The organism is Azospirillum brasilense (assembly GCF_008365405.1).
In the GTDB taxonomy this organism is placed as follows: Bacteria; Pseudomonadota; Alphaproteobacteria; order Azospirillales; family Azospirillaceae; genus Azospirillum; species Azospirillum brasilense_D.
Map to the genome: position 1 here is coordinate 507,447 of NZ_QOKV01000001.1, position 15,223 is coordinate 522,669.

Annotated in this window: 12 protein-coding genes and 2 tRNA genes; 7 read left to right on the forward strand and 7 right to left on the reverse strand. The window is 68.1% G+C overall.

The window, feature by feature from the left end:
• The first annotated feature begins 263 nt into the window (after nucleotides 1-263).
• On the forward strand, nucleotides 264-854 hold the full coding sequence (locus DS837_RS02465; protein ID WP_149163258.1) for a GNAT family N-acetyltransferase: 591 nt from the start codon (nucleotides 264-266) through the stop codon (nucleotides 852-854).
• A 20-nt stretch (nucleotides 855-874) separates the two neighbouring features.
• Here DS837_RS02465 and prmB read toward each other — a convergent pair whose 3' ends face one another.
• Both prmB and arsC read right to left on the reverse strand, forming a co-directional pair.
• A complete protein-coding gene (prmB, locus tag DS837_RS02470; RefSeq protein WP_149163259.1) occupies nucleotides 875-1,816 on the reverse strand; it encodes a 50S ribosomal protein L3 N(5)-glutamine methyltransferase in 942 nt (313 codons plus the stop codon).
• Nucleotides 1,817-2,158, reverse strand: coding sequence for an arsenate reductase (glutaredoxin) (arsC, locus tag DS837_RS02475; protein ID WP_149163260.1), 342 nt, complete (start codon nucleotides 2,156-2,158; stop codon nucleotides 1,817-1,819).
• Nucleotides 2,159-2,366: 208 nt separating this feature from the next.
• Between arsC and serA the strand changes: the two genes are divergently transcribed.
• Together serA and DS837_RS02485 are read left to right on the forward strand one after the other, a co-directional pair.
• A complete protein-coding gene (gene serA, locus DS837_RS02480; RefSeq protein WP_149163261.1) occupies nucleotides 2,367-3,614 on the forward strand; it encodes a phosphoglycerate dehydrogenase in 1,248 nt (415 codons plus the stop codon).
• Nucleotides 3,615-3,772: 158 nt separating this feature from the next.
• On the forward strand, nucleotides 3,773-4,417 hold the full coding sequence (locus DS837_RS02485; protein ID WP_149163262.1) for a hypothetical protein: 645 nt from the start codon (nucleotides 3,773-3,775) through the stop codon (nucleotides 4,415-4,417).
• A 16-nt stretch (nucleotides 4,418-4,433) separates the two neighbouring features.
• On the opposite strand, the gene DS837_RS02490 is transcribed toward DS837_RS02485, so the two are convergent.
• The 3 genes from DS837_RS02490 to carA form a co-directional block, all read right to left on the reverse strand.
• Entirely contained in the window at nucleotides 4,434-4,739 is a 306-nt protein-coding gene (locus DS837_RS02490; protein WP_247889731.1) for an HNH endonuclease, read from the reverse strand.
• Between the two features lie 25 nt (nucleotides 4,740-4,764).
• A complete protein-coding gene (locus DS837_RS02495) occupies nucleotides 4,765-7,803 on the reverse strand; it encodes a response regulator (protein ID WP_170295709.1) in 3,039 nt (1,012 codons plus the stop codon).
• 291 nt (nucleotides 7,804-8,094) lie between these two features.
• On the reverse strand, nucleotides 8,095-9,270 hold the full coding sequence (gene carA / locus DS837_RS02500) for a glutamine-hydrolyzing carbamoyl-phosphate synthase small subunit (RefSeq protein WP_149163264.1): 1,176 nt from the start codon (nucleotides 9,268-9,270) through the stop codon (nucleotides 8,095-8,097).
• Nucleotides 9,271-9,720: 450 nt separating this feature from the next.
• Here carA and DS837_RS02505 point away from each other — a divergent pair, with 450 nt between their 5' ends.
• The 4 genes from DS837_RS02505 (at nucleotide 9,721) to DS837_RS02520 (ending at nucleotide 14,524) form a co-directional block, all read left to right on the forward strand.
• Nucleotides 9,721-10,182, forward strand: a complete 462-nt coding sequence (locus DS837_RS02505; protein WP_149163265.1) for a GatB/YqeY domain-containing protein — start codon at nucleotides 9,721-9,723, stop codon at nucleotides 10,180-10,182.
• 38 nt (nucleotides 10,183-10,220) lie between these two features.
• On the forward strand, nucleotides 10,221-12,152 hold the full coding sequence (dnaG, locus tag DS837_RS02510; protein ID WP_149163266.1) for a DNA primase: 1,932 nt from the start codon (nucleotides 10,221-10,223) through the stop codon (nucleotides 12,150-12,152).
• A 185-nt stretch (nucleotides 12,153-12,337) separates the two neighbouring features.
• Nucleotides 12,338-14,299 carry an RNA polymerase sigma factor RpoD gene (gene rpoD, locus DS837_RS02515; RefSeq protein ID WP_149163267.1) on the forward strand — a complete coding sequence of 654 codons (1,962 nt, stop codon included), beginning with the start codon at nucleotides 12,338-12,340 and terminating at the stop codon, nucleotides 14,297-14,299.
• 149 nt (nucleotides 14,300-14,448) lie between these two features.
• Nucleotides 14,449-14,524 (forward strand) — tRNA-Ile (locus DS837_RS02520).
• A 5-nt stretch (nucleotides 14,525-14,529) separates the two neighbouring features.
• Here DS837_RS02520 and arsN2 read toward each other — a convergent pair.
• Together arsN2 and DS837_RS02530 are read right to left on the reverse strand one after the other, a co-directional pair.
• Nucleotides 14,530-15,009 (reverse strand): arsenic resistance N-acetyltransferase ArsN2, encoded by a 480-nt coding sequence (arsN2, locus tag DS837_RS02525; RefSeq protein WP_211102048.1) that lies wholly within the window; start codon nucleotides 15,007-15,009, stop codon nucleotides 14,530-14,532.
• A gap of 134 nt (nucleotides 15,010-15,143) precedes the next feature.
• A tRNA-Arg gene (locus tag DS837_RS02530) sits at nucleotides 15,144-15,220 on the reverse strand.
• Nucleotides 15,221-15,223 lie beyond the last annotated feature (3 nt).

The following is a 15,223-nucleotide window of genomic DNA, read 5'->3' on the forward strand; positions in this document are numbered from 1 at the left end:
AATTCGCAGACCCAGGGTAAGGTGACGGTCCATCATGGCCGCCAGGATAGGGCGATGGGCGGCCATGGTCAATGGAGTCGGGAATCCCCCTCTCCCGCCCCGGGAGAGGGAAGGGCCCCGCGCCGCAGGCGTGGGAAGGGTGAGGGTACTGCCAAGGATCACCGCCCGATCCTTGTTCGACCCTCACCCGCCCGCTGTCGCGGGCACCCTCTCCCGGGACGGGAGAGGGAAATGACGCTCTCTCTCAACAGGAAACGCGGGTCATGAACGACAACGGCATCCACATCCGCCCGGCCGAGCCGGACGACGCGCCGGAGCTGGCGCGGCTGATCGACATGGCCGGGGGCGGCATCTACGAGTTCCTGCTCGACGGGCTGGTGCCCGGCCAGACGGCGGCGGAGATGCTGGTGCCGGGGCTGGCGGGCTCCTCGGGGTCCTTCTCCCACCGCCACTCGGGCGTGGCGGAGGTGGCGGGGCGGATCGTCGGGGTCGCCCATGCCTATCCCGTGGACTGGATCAAGACTCAGGACTACAGCGGACTGCCGGTCGACCGGCTGGCCCATATGGAGGATTTCAACCGGGTGCACGACTGGGGCAGCTATTTCCTGTCGGCGCTGGCCGTCGATCCGGCGTGGCGCCGCCGCGGCATCGCCTCCCGGCTTCTCGCCTGGGTCTATGAACGGGCGCGCCGCGGCCGGTTCGACCGGGTGACGCTGCATGTCTGGGCCGACAACGCCGACGCCCGCCAACTCTATGCCAAGGAAGGCTTCGCAGAAATTGGCCGCGCCAACATCCCCTGGCACGAGCGGCTGCCGCACCAGGGGGGAAGCGTGCTGCTCCGGCGCACGGTCTGATCGTCTGATCAGCGGTCCAGTTACTTGCCCGCCTTCAGCTGGTCGCGGGTCAGCCAGAAGACCTCGCCGAAGCTGTTGGCGGTCTCCACCCAGAAGAAGTCGAGGTCCGGATACTCGGCTTCCAGGATCTCGCGGCCCGTGCCGAACTCGCAGAGCAGGCCGCCCTCTGGAGTCAGGTGTTTGGGCGCCTCCTTCAGGATGCGGCGCACGATGTCCAGCCCGTCCTCGCCAGACGCCAGGGCCATTTCCGGCTCGTGGCGGAACTCCGGCGGCAGGGCGGCCATCGCCTCGGCGTCCACATAGGGCGGGTTGGTGATGATGACGTCGTACTTGCGGTTCTTCAGCGGCGCGAACAGGTCGCCGTGGTGCAGGGCGATGCGATCCTCGAACCCGCTGTCGGCGACGTTGCGCTTGGCCACCTCCAGCGCGTCGGCGGACAGGTCCACCGCGTCCACCTGGGCCTCCGGGAAGATCTGCGCGGCCAGGATGGCGAGGCAGCCGGAGCCGGTGCAGAGATCGAGCACCCGCTCGACCTCCGTCGGGTCCTCCACCAGCGTGAAGTCGTCGCCGCCAATCAGGTCGGAGAACAGGATCTCCCCGATGTAGGAGCGCGGGACGATCACCCGCTCGTCCACATAGAAGGGGATGCCCTGGATGTAGGCCTTGTTCAGCAGGTAGGAGGCCGGCTTGCGCGTCTCGACGCGGGCGTGCAGCAGGTCGGCGATCTTGCGGCGCTCCGCCAGGGTCAGCCGGGCGTCCACGTAGGGGTCGAGCTGGTCGATCGGCAGACTCAGCCCTTCCAGCACCATGAACACCGCCTCGTCATGGGCGTTGGTGGTGCCGTGGCCGTAATCCAGATCGGCTTCGTTGAAGCGGCTGACGCCGTAGCGGATCAGGTCGCGGACGGTGCGCAGCTCGGTCGCCGCGTCGGCGGGGGTGAGGTCCAGGGAGGGCTTGGTCACTTACAGGATCTCCAGAACGCTTTCCGGCGGACGGCCCACGCGGGCCTTGTCGCCCGAGACGACGATGGGCCGCTCGATGGCGGCGGGGTTGGCGGACAATGCGTCGATCAGGGCGTCGCCGTCGAGATCCTTGGCGATCCCGGCCTCCGCCGCCTCCTTGGCGCGCAGGATGTCGCGGGGACCTTTGCCCAGCTTGCCCAGGATGGCCTTCAACTCGGCCGGGCCGGGCGGGGTTTTCAGATACTCCACGACGGTGGGCTCGACGCCCTTCGACCTCAGAAGCTCCAGCGTCTGGCGCGACTTGGTGCAGCGTGGGTTGTGGTAGATGGTGACGTCGCTCATCCCGGTGTTTCCCTCGCTCTTCCCAGCCATGGCTTTGTCGGTGGCAGGAATACACCCGCCCCGCGTGCCGCGCCAACCCGCCATGCGGAATGGCGGCTGCGGCGCAACATCCCTCGCGTGACAAGGCCGGCGCTTGGCATTACCTTGCGCGCTCGCATTATTGGCGGCCCGCCGCGTGCGGGGCCATTCATTTCGACGGATGCCGGCCGTGACGAAGCTCTCGCTCTCCAAGGACAAGATCAACATCCTGCTGCTCGAAGGCGTTCACGACAACGCCATCAACGAGTTGGCGCATGGCGGCTACGCCACCGTGGAGCGTCTGCCGCACGCGCTGGACGAGGCGGAGCTGCTGGAGCGCATCGGGTCCGTCCACATGCTGGGCATCCGCTCGCGCACCCAACTGACCGGCAAGGTGCTGGAGGCCGCGACCCGCCTGTTCAGCGTCGGCTGCTTCTGCATCGGCACGAATCAGGTCGATCTGAAGGCCGCCCGCCGACTCGGCATTCCGGTCTTCAACGCGCCCTATTCGAACACCCGGTCGGTGGCGGAGCTGGTGATCGGCGAGGTCATCATGCTGATGCGCGGCATCTTCTCGAAGTCGAACCTCGTGCACGGCGGCGGCTGGATGAAGTCGGCCAAGGACAGCTACGAGATCCGCGGCAAGACGCTGGGCATCGTCGGCTACGGCCACATCGGCACGCAGGTGTCGATCATGGCCGAATCGATGGGCATGAAGGTCCGCTACTACGACGTCGTGAACAAGCTGGCGCTCGGCAACGCGCAGCCCTGCCACTCGCTGGAGGAGCTGCTGGCGGTGTCCGACGTGGTGACCCTGCACGTTCCCGACACGCCGCAGACCCGCGACATGATCGGCGAGGCGCAGATCCGCACCATGAAGAAGGGCGCGCACCTGATCAACGCCGCCCGCGGCAAGGTCGTGGTGATCGAGGCGCTGGCCGCCGCCCTGAAGGACAAGCACCTGCTGGGTGCGGCCATCGACGTGTTCCCGAAGGAGCCGGGCGGCGACAAGGAGGTGTTCGAGAGCGCGCTGCGCGGGCTCGACAACGTCATCCTGACCCCGCACATCGGCGGTTCGACGATGGAGGCGCAGGCCAACATCGGCACCGAGGTGTCGCAGAAGCTGATCGAGTATTCGGACAACGGCTCGACGATGGGCGCCGTGAACTTCCCGCAGGTCGGCCTGCCGGTGGTCCACGCCGGCTGCACCCGCTTCCTGCACGTCCACGAGAACCGTCCGGGCGTGCTGCGCAAGATCAACGAGGTGTTCTCGGGCCGCAACCTGAACATCGCTGCGCAGTATCTCCAGACCGACCCGGAGCTGGGCTACGTCGTGGTGGATGTCGACGGCGACGTGGAGGAGAACGAGGTGGCGAGCGACCTGCGCGCCATCGAGGGCACGCTGAAGGCCCGCTTCCTCTATCCGGGCAAGCGCTGAACTCCGGCATCGCGGCCCTTGCCCTCGGCGGGGGCCGCACCGACATAGGCGGAATGACCCTCCACCCGTTTCGACCGCGTCTGCGTGCCGGCCTCCTGACGCTCCTGTGCCTGGGTGGGGGAGGGCTCGGCTTTTCCGCGCCCGCGGCTGCGCAATCCATGACGGTTCAAGGCGGAGTCGCCGCCTGTCCGGACTTCGCGCCGGCCCGCGTGGTGCTGGATCTGCAAATCGCCCCGCTGCGCACCGACTACAGTCAATCCATCCGGCAGCTGGCTCAGAAGCCGGGGCGGCGGCCCATCGCGGGGCGGATCGCCAACTCTCACACGCTGGGGCTGGCGGCGATCCAGTACAATCAGCAATGGCAGGCCGGCGTCATGACGGCGTCGCTGGGGCAGGGCCGCTACTGCGGCGCGGCGCAGACTTTGACCGTCACCTTCGGCTACGACGAGCGGACCGTCTATGTGGCCCGCGAGCTGCCGCAGGGCAGTTGCATCCACGGCGAGGTCCTGGCCCACGAGATGCGCCACGTCACGGTGGACGAGGAGCTCCTGCGCGAATATGTGCCGGTCCTGAAGCGCCGGCTGGAGGAAGTGGTCGGCCGCGCCCGACCCGCCCAGGGCCGCTCCGAGCGGCAGGTCATGGCGGCGATCGAGCAGCCGATCAAGGCGGCGATGCGCCAGTTGATGGAGGAGTTCGGGCGCGAACGCAACGCGCGTCAGGCCCGCATCGACACCCCGGCCGAGTACGAGCGCATCAGCCAGTCCTGCAACGGCGAGATCAACCGCTACCTCGGGCGCGTCTGACCCACCAAGCTGGGCGTCATCGCCGGCGCCCGCGCCCGGAGGCGTGACGGTCGATGAATTCCGGTGGCTTGCGCGACACCCAGCGCAGGAAGGCGGCGATGTCCGGGTGGGCGCGCAGGCTGGCGATGGTGTGGTAGTGGTCGCGCAGGTCCGCCTCGCTCAGCACCGCGTGGATCTTGGCGTGGCAGACGCGGTGCATGGTCACCGTGTCCCGTCCGCCGTAGGTGCGCGGGATCAGGTGGTGCTCGTTCAGGCTGGGGCCGGGCACCATCGGGCGGCCGCAGAGCGGGCAAGGCGGATAGGACGGGTCGGGCGGCGGCATGAAGCGTCCGAGTGGGCGGCGGCCGTCAGCCGGGTGGCGCGGCGGGCAGGGCGGCGCGGATGCGGGCGACCAGCTCGTCGGCCTGATAGGGCTTCTGCAGGATGGGCATCCCGTCCAGCGCCGAGGCCCTTTGGATCTCCGCATAGCCGGTGACCATCAGGACCGGCAGGCCGGGGCGCCGGGCGCGCAACTCCCGCACCAGTTCCAACCCCGTCATGCCGGGCATCGCGTAATCGGTCAGCACGAGGTCCACCTCCGGTTCGCGGGTGAAGGCGTCCAGCGCGTCGGGGCCGCTGGACGCCTCCATGATGCGGAAACCGGCATGCTCCAGAACCGTTGCGGTCGCCATGCGGACCAGCGCCTCGTCCTCCACCAGCAGGATGGTGGCGGGGCGGGGCGGGGACTGGAGGGCGGCGGGCGGCTCGGCGTCCTGGCCCGCCTCCTCCTCGGCGTCGGCCCGCGGCAGATAGAGCGTGACCGTCGTTCCGGTGCCCAGCCGGGTCGTCAGGACCACCGTCCCGCCGGATTGCGCGGCCAGCCCGTGCACCATCGACAGGCCCAGGCCGGTGCCGTGCCCGACGCCCTTCGTCGTGAAGAAGGGCTCGAAGGCGCGCGCCGCCGTCTCCTCGCTCATCCCGCTGCCGGTGTCGGCGACGGCGATGGACACGCAGTCCCCGGCGGCAAGGTCGAGCGGCCGTCCCTCCATGTCGTCCGGGCAATTGCCGGTGCGGATGGTCAGGGTGCCGCCCGCCGCCATGGCGTCCCGCGCGTTGATGGCGAGGTTGAGGATGGCCATTTCGAGCTGGTTCGGGTCGACCCGCGCCGGCCACAGGCTGGGGTCCGTCTCCGTCACGATGCGCGTGGTTCCGCCCAGCGTGCGTTCCAGCAGCCCGCCCATCCCGGTGACCAGGGCGCCGACGTCGACCGTCTTCGGCTCCAGCCGCTGCCGGCGGGAGAAGGCCAGGAGATGCTGGGTCAGCGTGGCGCCGCGCTCCACCGCCTTCTCCGCCATGTCCAAGGCCTGGGGGTGGGTGGCTCCACCGCTTTCCCCTGCGGCGCGCAGCAGGTAGAGCGAGGTGCCGATGGCCTGGAGGAGGTTGTTGAAGTCGTGGGCGATGCCGCCGGTGAGCTGGCCGATGGCCTCCATCTTGCGAGCCTGGTGCAGCGTCTCCTCGATCTCGCGCAGGGCCTGGCCGGTGCGCTCCCGCTCCTCGACGTCGCGGGCGACGTGATAGGCGCCGATGCGCCGTCCGCTGGAATCCAGGATGGTGCCGAAGGCCAGTTCGTAGCGCTTGCGCTGCAACGTGGGGTCGCCCAGCTCCTCCACGATGGTGAAGCGCTCCCCGCCGAGCGCGCGGCTCCACAGGGACTCCGCGGTGACCTGCGCGGTGGGCAAATGCTCCATCATCTCCAGAAGGCGCTGGCCGATGGCCGGGCGGTGGCCGTACAGCGCCTCGACCTCCCGCTGGTAGGCGCCGTTGAAGAGGATGTAACGACATTCCTGGTCCACCGCGACGATCAGGTCGGTGGAGCTTTCGATGATCGCGGCGAACAGCCGGCGGTCGGAGGCGTGGCGGTCCACCAGCTCGCCCAGCTGCATCTCGTGGGCGCGCCGCCGCTCCGTCACGTCTTCCAGGATGCCGACGGCGCGGGTGGTGCCGTCCGGGTCGGTCAGGCAGGAGCCGCGCATGGCCAGCCAGCGCACCTGTCCGTCGGGGGAGCCTACGGGAAACTCTGCTTCCAACTCGCCCTTCGACGGGGCGTCGCGGAAAAGGGCGGCGCGGATGGCGTTGCGGTGATCCGCCGCGACGTTGCGAATCCAGGATTCGACCGAGGCTCCGTCGAGCACCGGGACGCCCAGCAGGGCCGCGGTGTGGTCCGACCCGTGGAAGCGGCGGCTGCGCATGTCGAAGCGCCAGACGCCCAGCCCGACGACCTCCATGACCAGCCGCTGCTGCGCCTCGCTGTCGCGCAGGCGGCGGGCCGCCCGGTTCAGCGCGCCGGCCACCGCGTTGACCTCGCGGATCGGTGCGGGGGCGGTCATCACCGGCGCGGCGTGCGGGCCGTCGCGCCCCAGCGCCAGGGCGGATCCGGCCAGCGCCGCGACCGGATCGGCGATGCGCCGCCCGACCGCCAGGGCCATCGCCAGACTGACCAGCAGCAGGATGCCGCCGCCGCACAACACCAGTGCGACCGAGCGGCGCATGGGCTCGGCGATCAGCGTCTGCGGGACGCCGACGGCGACGGTCCAGCCCGACAGCTCCGACCGGGCGAAGGCGTTGAACAGCGGCGTGCCGTCGCGTGCCACGGCGGTGAAGGTCCCGGAACTCGCCGAGGCGGTCCGGCGGAACACCTCCGCTGAAATCGGCGTGCCGGTGAAGGTGTCGGAGGCCGCGGTCCGGGTGATGACGACGCCCTGCCGGTCCCACAGGGCGGCGATCCATCCCTCCGGAAGGCTCTGCTGGCGCAGCACCTCGATGAACATCTCGGTCGGGATGCTCATGGCCAGCACATGCTCCGAGGGTCCGTTCCGCGTGATCGGCAACGCGACGGCGACCAGCGGGCGTTGGGCGACGACACCCGTGAAGATCTCGGAAATCTGGGTCTGTCCGCTGTCCGCCGTCCGTCGGACGAGGCCCGTCACCGCGGTGCGGGGAAGCGTCTCGCCGAACGGGCGGCGCGTGTTGATCAGTTGCTGGCCCTGGGCGTTGCTCAGCACGATGTGGACGCCCTCGCGCCGGGCGCCCTTGTGCTGAAGCAGCTCGGTGGCCTGCCGGTGGAAGGCGGCGAGATCGCCTTTCTCCAGGTGGGGGGAGGTCGTCAGGACCCGGAGCGCCGTTTCCATCGCCATGAGTTCGCGGTCGACGGCGACGGCCAGCGTCCGCGCCAGATCCTGGCCGGACCGCTCGATCGCGGCGCTCTGCGTCTCGGCCATGCGGAAGACCGTCCAGCCGGCGAATCCCAGCATCGGCAGCAGCGCCGCCATGACCAGCAGCACCAGCCCGGTGCGAAGCGACAGGCCGCCGGCCTGGGCTTGGTCATCGCCCAGGCCGCCGTTGTTCACGGCGGGTGCGTTGTCATCCTGAGCGTGCACAGGCAAGGGATGTCATGCTCCGGTATGCATGGCGAGGGGCGCGCCCGTAACCATCGCAGAGTCCGGCAGCAAAGGACACACCTTTGACGGAGCAGGGTTTTTATCGAAGGGAGTGGAAAACCGGCCAGACCGCCCGATCGGGTGATGACGGTTGGGCGAAAAAGGAGAGGGGCGGCGGCTCTGCGTGTCCGGACACCCGAACACGAAAAAGGAGCCGCAAGCGGCTCCCTTTTTGTCATCGACCGGTGTGTCCGCCGGGCGTCAGGCCGGCTGCTTGCCGTCCATCAGCGCCACGAAGCGGTCGAACAGATAGTGGCTGTCCTGCGGACCGGGCGAGGCCTCCGGGTGATACTGCACCGAGAAGACCGGCTTGTTCTTCAACCGGATGCCCTCGTTGGTGCCGTCGAACAGGCTGACGTGGGTCACCTCGGCGTCGGCGGGCAGGGTCTCCTCCATCACCACGAAACCGTGGTTCTGGCTGGTGATCTCCACCCGACCGGAGGCCAGATCCTTCACCGGATGGTTGGCGCCGCGGTGGCCCAGCGGCATCTTCTTCGTCTTGGCGCCCAGCGCCAGCGAGAGCATCTGGTGGCCCAGGCAGATGCCGAACATCGGCAGGCCGGTGTCCAGCAGGCCCTTGATCGTCGGCACGGCGTATTCGCCGGTGGCCGCGGGATCGCCGGGGCCGTTCGACAGGAAGACGCCGTCCGGCTTGTGGCGCATCACGTCCTCGACGGTGGCGGTGCCCGGAACAACGGTCACCTTGCAGCCGGCCGCCGCGAGGCAGCGCAGGATGTTGCGCTTGGCGCCGAAATCGATCGCCACGACATGGAAGCGCGCGCTCTCCTGGGTGGCGTAGCCGGAGCCGAGCGTCCAGGCGCCCTCATCCCAGCCGTAGGTCTGGCGGCAGGAGACGTCCTTGGCGAGGTCCATGCCCTCCAGCCCCGGCCAGCCCTTGGCCTTGGCGACCAGCGCGTCGAGGTCGAACCGGCCGTCCGGCGCGTGGGCGACGACGCCGTTCGGCGCGCCCAGGTCGCGGATGCGGCGGGTCAGGCGACGGGTGTCCACCCCGGCCAGACCGACCAGCCCGTAGCTTTTCAGCCAGTCGTCGAGGTGGCGGGTGGCGCGCCAGTTCGACGGGTCGGTGACGTCGGCGCGCAGGATCAGGCCGCGCGCGGCGGGGGTCACCGTCTCGATGTCTTCCGGATTGGCCCCGGTGTTGCCGATGTGGGGGAAGGTGAAGGTGATGATCTGCCCGGCGTAGCTGGGGTCGGTCAGGATTTCCTGATAGCCGGTCATCGAGGTGTTGAAGCACACCTCGCCCACCGAATCCCCCACCGCACCGATGCCTCGGCCCTTGAAGACGGTGCCATCGGCCAGAACCAGGACACCGGTGTAAGCGCCGGCATCGCCCGCCGGGAGAGTCGATTGAGCCATCCTTCAGACCTTATCAAGAGCCGCCGCGGGCCACATATTCCTGCTTTGCGGAGCGTCGGCGCCGCGTCCCGCCCCGCTGGGCGCACGCGTCGTCGTCGGTCCGCGCCCCTCCATCCCGTTTCCTTGCGGTCGGGTGTCTGAGCCTGGATCGATTAGTCGGGACGGGTGAGCCGGTCAACCGTATATGACGATTGTTACCCCGATTTCCAGCGGCGCGTTTGCATAATCGCCGTGCTTCACCGGTGGGGCTTGGCTGTTGGAAGGGCGGTTGGGGGCGTGAAGCGGCTCTTCGGAATTGACGTGGCAATCCGGCGCAAATTTAGGAATATTACCGGTTCGCGCCGCGTCTCCCGCGCCATCCCACGGATCGGGATGCTGCGGATGCTGCCGAGCGGCCATTGATCGTTTCGACCTGACGAACACTCCTGACGAACACGAAGGACACACGCAATGCTGCGCACGCGCCTGAACGAGGCTTTGAAGCAGGCGATGCTCGCCAAGAACCCGCGCGCCGTCTCGACCGTGCGCCTGATCCTGGCCGCGCTGAAGGACCGGGACATCGCGGCGCGCACGCGCGGCGTTACCGACGGCATCGACGAGGCCGAGATCCTCTCCATGCTGCAGACGATGATCAAGCAGCGCGGCGAGTCGATCAAGCTGTACGAGCAGGGCGGCCGCCTGGAACTGGCCGAGCAGGAGCGCGAGGAGATCACCATCATCGAGGGCTTCCTGCCCAAGCAGATGTCGGAGGAGGAGGTGGCCGCCGCCGTGAAGACGGTGGTGGACGAGATCGGCGCCACCTGCATCAAGGACATGGGCAAGGTGATGGCGGAGCTGAAGACCCGCTACGCCGGCCAGATGGACTTCGCCAAGGTCAGCGGCACCGTGAAGCAGCAGCTGTCGGCTTGCTGACGGTGCGGTTTCCGATCTAGCACGGGTGCCGCCCGCCCATGGCCTTCCCGCCCCAATTCCTGGAAGAGCTCCGCACCCGTCTCGCCCTGTCGGACGTGGTGGGCAAGCGTCTGCGCCTGATCCGCGCCGGGCGCGAGTACAAGGCGCCGTGCCCCTTCCACAACGAGAAGTCGCCTTCCTTCTACGTCAACGACCAGAAGGGCTTCTTCCATTGCTTCGGTTGCGGGGCGCACGGCGACATCATCGGCTTCGTCATGCGCCACGACAACCTCGCCTTCCCGGAGGCGGTGGAGGCACTGGCCGGCGAGGCGGGGCTGCCGGTTCCCCGCGCCACCGAGGAGGACAAGCAGCGCTATGAGCGGCGCAAGACGCTGCACGATCTGGTGGAGCAGGCCGCCCGCTGGTTCGAGCAACAGCTCTACGCTCCCGCGGGCCGCGCCGGTTTGGAGTATTTCCAGCGCCGCGGGCTGGACACCGACGGCATGGCGCGCTTCCGCCTGGGCTTCGCCCCCGGCGATTCCGGCGCACTGCGCAGCCAGCTTCTGAAGCAGGGCTTCTCGGAAGAGGACATGGTGACCGCCGGCCTGCTCAAGCGGCCGGAGGACGGGCGCACGCCTTACAGCTTTTTCCGCAACCGGGTGATCTTCCCGGTGACCGACCGGCGCGGCCGGGTGGTCGCCTTCGGCGGGCGCATCCTGGAAGGCGACGGCCCGAAATACGTCAACACCGCCGACACGCCGCTGTTCCACAAGGGTACGCTGTTGTACGGCCTGTCGCGGGCGCGGCAGGCGGCGGCGGACGGCAAGCCGGTGATCGTCGCCGAAGGCTACATGGACGTCATCGCGCTGGTCCGTGCCGGCTTCGAGGGCGCGGTGGCGCCGCTCGGCACCGCCCTGACCGAGACGCAGATCCAGGAGCTGTGGAAGCTGATTCCCGACGCCGAGAAGGTGCCCTTCCTCTGCTTCGACGGCGACAACGCCGGGCGCCGGGCGGCGTGGCGGGCGGTTGAACGGATCCTGCCGCACCTCGCCCCCGGCCATTCCGCCCGCGTCGCCTTCCTGCCGGAGGGGGAGGACCCCGACAGCCTGATCCGCCTGCATGGTTCCCGCGCCATGCAGGAGGTGCTCGGCGAGGCCATTCCGCTGTCCGAGGCGGTCTGGCGCATGGAGACCGAGGGCAAGCCCACCGGCACCCCCGAATCGAAGGCGGCGGTGAAGGCCGCCCTGGACGCGCGGGTCGGGCAGATCGCCGACCGCGACGTTCAGTCCTTCTACCGCACGGAGATGCGCCGCCGCGTCGACGAGGCCTTCGCCCCGCCGCCGCGTCCGCGCAATGAGCGCGGCCCCTGGGTTCCTGCAGGGCAATGGCAGGGCGGGGGGCAGGGCGGGCGTTTCGGCCAGCAGACGCGCCGGCACACGCCGGGCCTGCCGGGCCTGCGCACCGCGCCGCCGCCCGGCCACCGCCGCCGCAACCCCGGCAATCTCGCCGCGGCGCGGGAGCGCGTTCTGCTCGCCGTGATCATCAATCACCCCGAACTGTTTGATGAGTTGGGGGAATCGCTGGGCATGCTGCCTTTTCCCGACCGGGAATTGGAGGAATTGCGCCAAGCGGTCATTGGATTGCTTGCCGAACGGCGGGAAAACGACTCGGGACTTGACGCCGCATCGCTTTGTCGCCACTTGTCTTCCGCCGGCTATGATACCATTGTCCGCTCTCTGCTCAGCGAGTCGACCTATGTCCATGCCGGCTTTGCACGCCCGGATGCGTCCTCCTTGGACGCGAAACGGGGGTGGTGGCCGACATGGCATCACCTGCATCACAGGCAGGTGATGGCCGATTTGAGAGAAGCGGAGGCGGCTTTGGCCCGTGACAACAGCGAGGCGAACTTCGCGCGGGTCGTGGCCCTTCAACAGGAGGTCATCAGGTCCGGAATGGGTATGACGGATGACGAGGATCTCGACGATGCCTAGCGGCCGGCGCCGCCGGGCGTGGTGCGGAAGGGAAGGGCCGGAGGGAATGAGACCTGGAAGGGTCTGGCCGGACAAGCTCCGGAACGGTTCACAACCGGTTTAAGCAGGTGCGGATCGACAGCGGGGGGCCGCTGCGATGCGTGCTATGGGTTTTTATAATGGGGTAATGCGGGGGCATCGATCGCATGGCCACGAAAGCTGCGAACAGCGTTGAAGTTTCCGAAGCCCGGGACGAGGCCGGCGACGGCCCGCTCATGGACGGCATGGGTCTTGCCGTCAAGAAGATGATCGCCCGCGGCAAGGAGCGTGGCTACGTCACCTATGACGAGCTGAACGCTGCCCTGCCGCAGGATACGTCGTCTTCGGAACAGATCGAAGACACGATGGCCATGCTCTCCGAGATGGGCATCAACATCGTCGAATCGGAAGAGCAGGACGCGGAAGGCAACGCCAACGCCGACGGCGAGGGCGAGGGCCGGTCCGCCGGCAATCTGGACGACGACGACATCGGCCGCACCGACGACCCCGTGCGCATGTATCTGCGCGAGATGGGATCGGTCGAGCTGCTGTCCCGCGAGGGCGAAATCGCCATCGCCAAGCGCATCGAGGCCGGGCGCGAGATGATGATCGGGGCGATTTGCGAATCGCCGCTGACCATCCGCGCCATCCTCGAGTGGCACGACGCCCTCATGGAAGGGAAGATGCTGCTGCGCGACATCATCGACCTGGACGCCACCTATGGCGGCGGCCCGGACGGTGAGGAGATTCCCGAAGGTCTGGCCGAGCCGGTGGAAGCCGCTCCGGAGACGACCGATGAGGAGCGTCCGCCGCGCCCCGAAGGTGAAAGCGAGGAGGAAGGCGACGAGGACGGCGACAACAGCCTGTCCCTGTCGGCCATGGAAGCCGCGCTGAAGCCGCAGGTCATCGAGACCTTCGAGAAGATCAAGACCACCTACGACAAGCTGCACAAGCTGCACGAGGGCCGCATCGCGGCCATCCAGCGCGGCGAGGACGTGGCCAAGCAGTCGGACAAGAAGTACGACAAGCTCAAGACCGAGATGGTCGAGCTGATGAACACGGTGCGCCTGAACAACCAGCGCATCGAGCAGCTTGTCGAGCAGCTCTACGCCCTGAACCGCAAGCTGACCGGCTTCGAAGGCAAGCTGCTGCGCATGGCGACCGATTGCCGCGTGAAGCGCGAGGATTTCCTCAACCACTATTTCGGGCATGAACTCGACCCGAACTGGCTGGAGCGCATCCGCGGCCTGAACCCCAAGACCTGGGGCAAGTTCTACGACAAGTACGAGGCCGACATCCGCAAGACGCGCGACGGCGTGTCGAGCATCTCGGATGAGGCCAAGCTGCCGATCAGCGAGTTCCGCCGCATCGTCTCCACCGTCCAGAAGGGCGAGAAGGAGGCGAGCCGCGCGAAGAAGGAGATGGTCGAGGCCAACCTGCGCCTCGTGATCTCCATCGCGAAGAAGTACACGAACCGCGGCCTGCAGTTCCTGGACCTGATCCAGGAGGGCAACATCGGTCTGATGAAGGCGGTGGACAAGTTCGAGTACCGGCGCGGCTACAAGTTCTCGACCTACGCGACGTGGTGGATCCGTCAGGCGATCACCCGCTCGATCGCCGACCAGGCGCGGACCATCCGCATCCCGGTCCACATGATCGAGACGATCAACAAGCTGGTCCGCACCAGCCGCCAGATGCTGCACGAGATCGGCCGCGAGCCGACCCCGGAGGAGTTGGCGGAACGCCTGATGATGCCGCTGGAGAAGGTCCGCAAGGTCCTGAAGATCGCCAAGGAGCCGATCTCCCTCGAAACGCCGATCGGCGACGAGGAGGATTCGCATCTCGGCGATTTCATCGAGGACAAGAACGCGGTGCTGCCGCTCGACGCCGCCATCCAGGCGAATCTGCGCGAGACGACGACCCGCGTCTTGGCCTCGCTGACCCCGCGCGAGGAGCGCGTGCTGCGCATGCGCTTCGGCATCGGCATGAACACCGACCACACGCTGGAAGAGGTCGGCCAGCAGTTCAACGTGACGCGCGAGCGCATCCGCCAGATCGAGGCGAAGGCCCTGCGCAAGCTGAAGCACCCGTCGCGGTCGCGCAAGCTGCGCAGCTTCCTCGATACCTGAGGTTTCCGGGAGCGCAAGCTCCGCACGGATTGCGGTTGTGTGGAAAGCGGGGGGCCTTCGGGTCCCCTGTTTTCATTTTGGGCTTTGGTCTCTGTTGAACGGGGTTGCATAAGTGTCCCGTTCTGGGCACATTCGGCCTCCCTTGGTGGGGGCCTGTAGTTCAGCGGTTAGAACGCGCCGCTCATAACGGTGTTGTCGTCGGTTCGAATCCGGCCGGGCCCACCAATTCCTTACGGTTTTCGCTGGCCGCCCATTCCCGCCGCAAGCGGGGCGATGTCGCGGCGCAGACAGACTGCGCTGCCGGGGCACAGTCCGGCAAACTGCGCGCTGGCGCGGATGGCCGGCGGCGCGGCGGCGCGTTCCGCGCGCGTGAAGCCGATGCGTTCGAAGAAGTCGGCGGCGCCGATGGTCAGCAGCCACAGCCGCTCCAGGCCGAGCGACACGGCCTCTCGGGAGATCGCCTCCACGACCGCGCAGCCGTCGCCCTTGCGGCGGCGCTCCGGCGGCACGACGACCGAGCGGAGCAGCCCGTCGCGCCCATAAACCTCCAAGCCGCCGTAACCCAGCAGCCCATCGGGGGCGTCCACGCGCCAGAAGAGCCGCCCTGCGGCGGTGATGTCCTGGTTCGGCAAGCCTTCCGTGGCGAGAAGGGCCGCGAGGACCGGTAAGTCCTGCTTCGCCAGCCGCGTGGCCATCCATGGTCCCGTCATGACGGCTTCCTGCCCTCCAACACACCCGCGGCGGCGGGCGCGACGACCGCCAAAAACGACAATAACGCCGTCGGATCGCCTGATCCAACCGCGTTCAGCGAAGCATTGTGGAACTTTGCAGGAGAAGAGGAGAGTGGCGCGCCCGAAGAGATTCGAACTCCTGACCCCCAGATTCGTAGTCTGGTGCTCTATCCAGCTGAGCTACGGGCGCTTC

Coding starts and splice junctions, on each gene's coding strand:
- DS837_RS02465 (WP_149163258.1), top strand. CDS start 264: ATGAACGACAACGGCATCCACATCCGCCCGGCCGAGCCGGACGACGCG.
- DS837_RS02505 (WP_149163265.1), top strand. CDS start 9,721: ATGCTGCGCACGCGCCTGAACGAGGCTTTGAAGCAGGCGATGCTCGCC.
- carA (WP_149163264.1), bottom strand. CDS start 9,270: ATGGCTCAATCGACTCTCCCGGCGGGCGATGCCGGCGCTTACACCGGT.
- DS837_RS02485 (WP_149163262.1), top strand. CDS start 3,773: ATGACGGTTCAAGGCGGAGTCGCCGCCTGTCCGGACTTCGCGCCGGCC.
- arsN2 (WP_211102048.1), bottom strand. CDS start 15,009: ATGACGGGACCATGGATGGCCACGCGGCTGGCGAAGCAGGACTTACCG.
- arsC (WP_149163260.1), bottom strand. CDS start 2,158: ATGAGCGACGTCACCATCTACCACAACCCACGCTGCACCAAGTCGCGC.
- dnaG (WP_149163266.1), top strand. CDS start 10,221: ATGGCCTTCCCGCCCCAATTCCTGGAAGAGCTCCGCACCCGTCTCGCC.
- rpoD (WP_149163267.1), top strand. CDS start 12,338: ATGGCCACGAAAGCTGCGAACAGCGTTGAAGTTTCCGAAGCCCGGGAC.
- DS837_RS02490 (WP_247889731.1), bottom strand. CDS start 4,739: ATGCCGCCGCCCGACCCGTCCTATCCGCCTTGCCCGCTCTGCGGCCGC.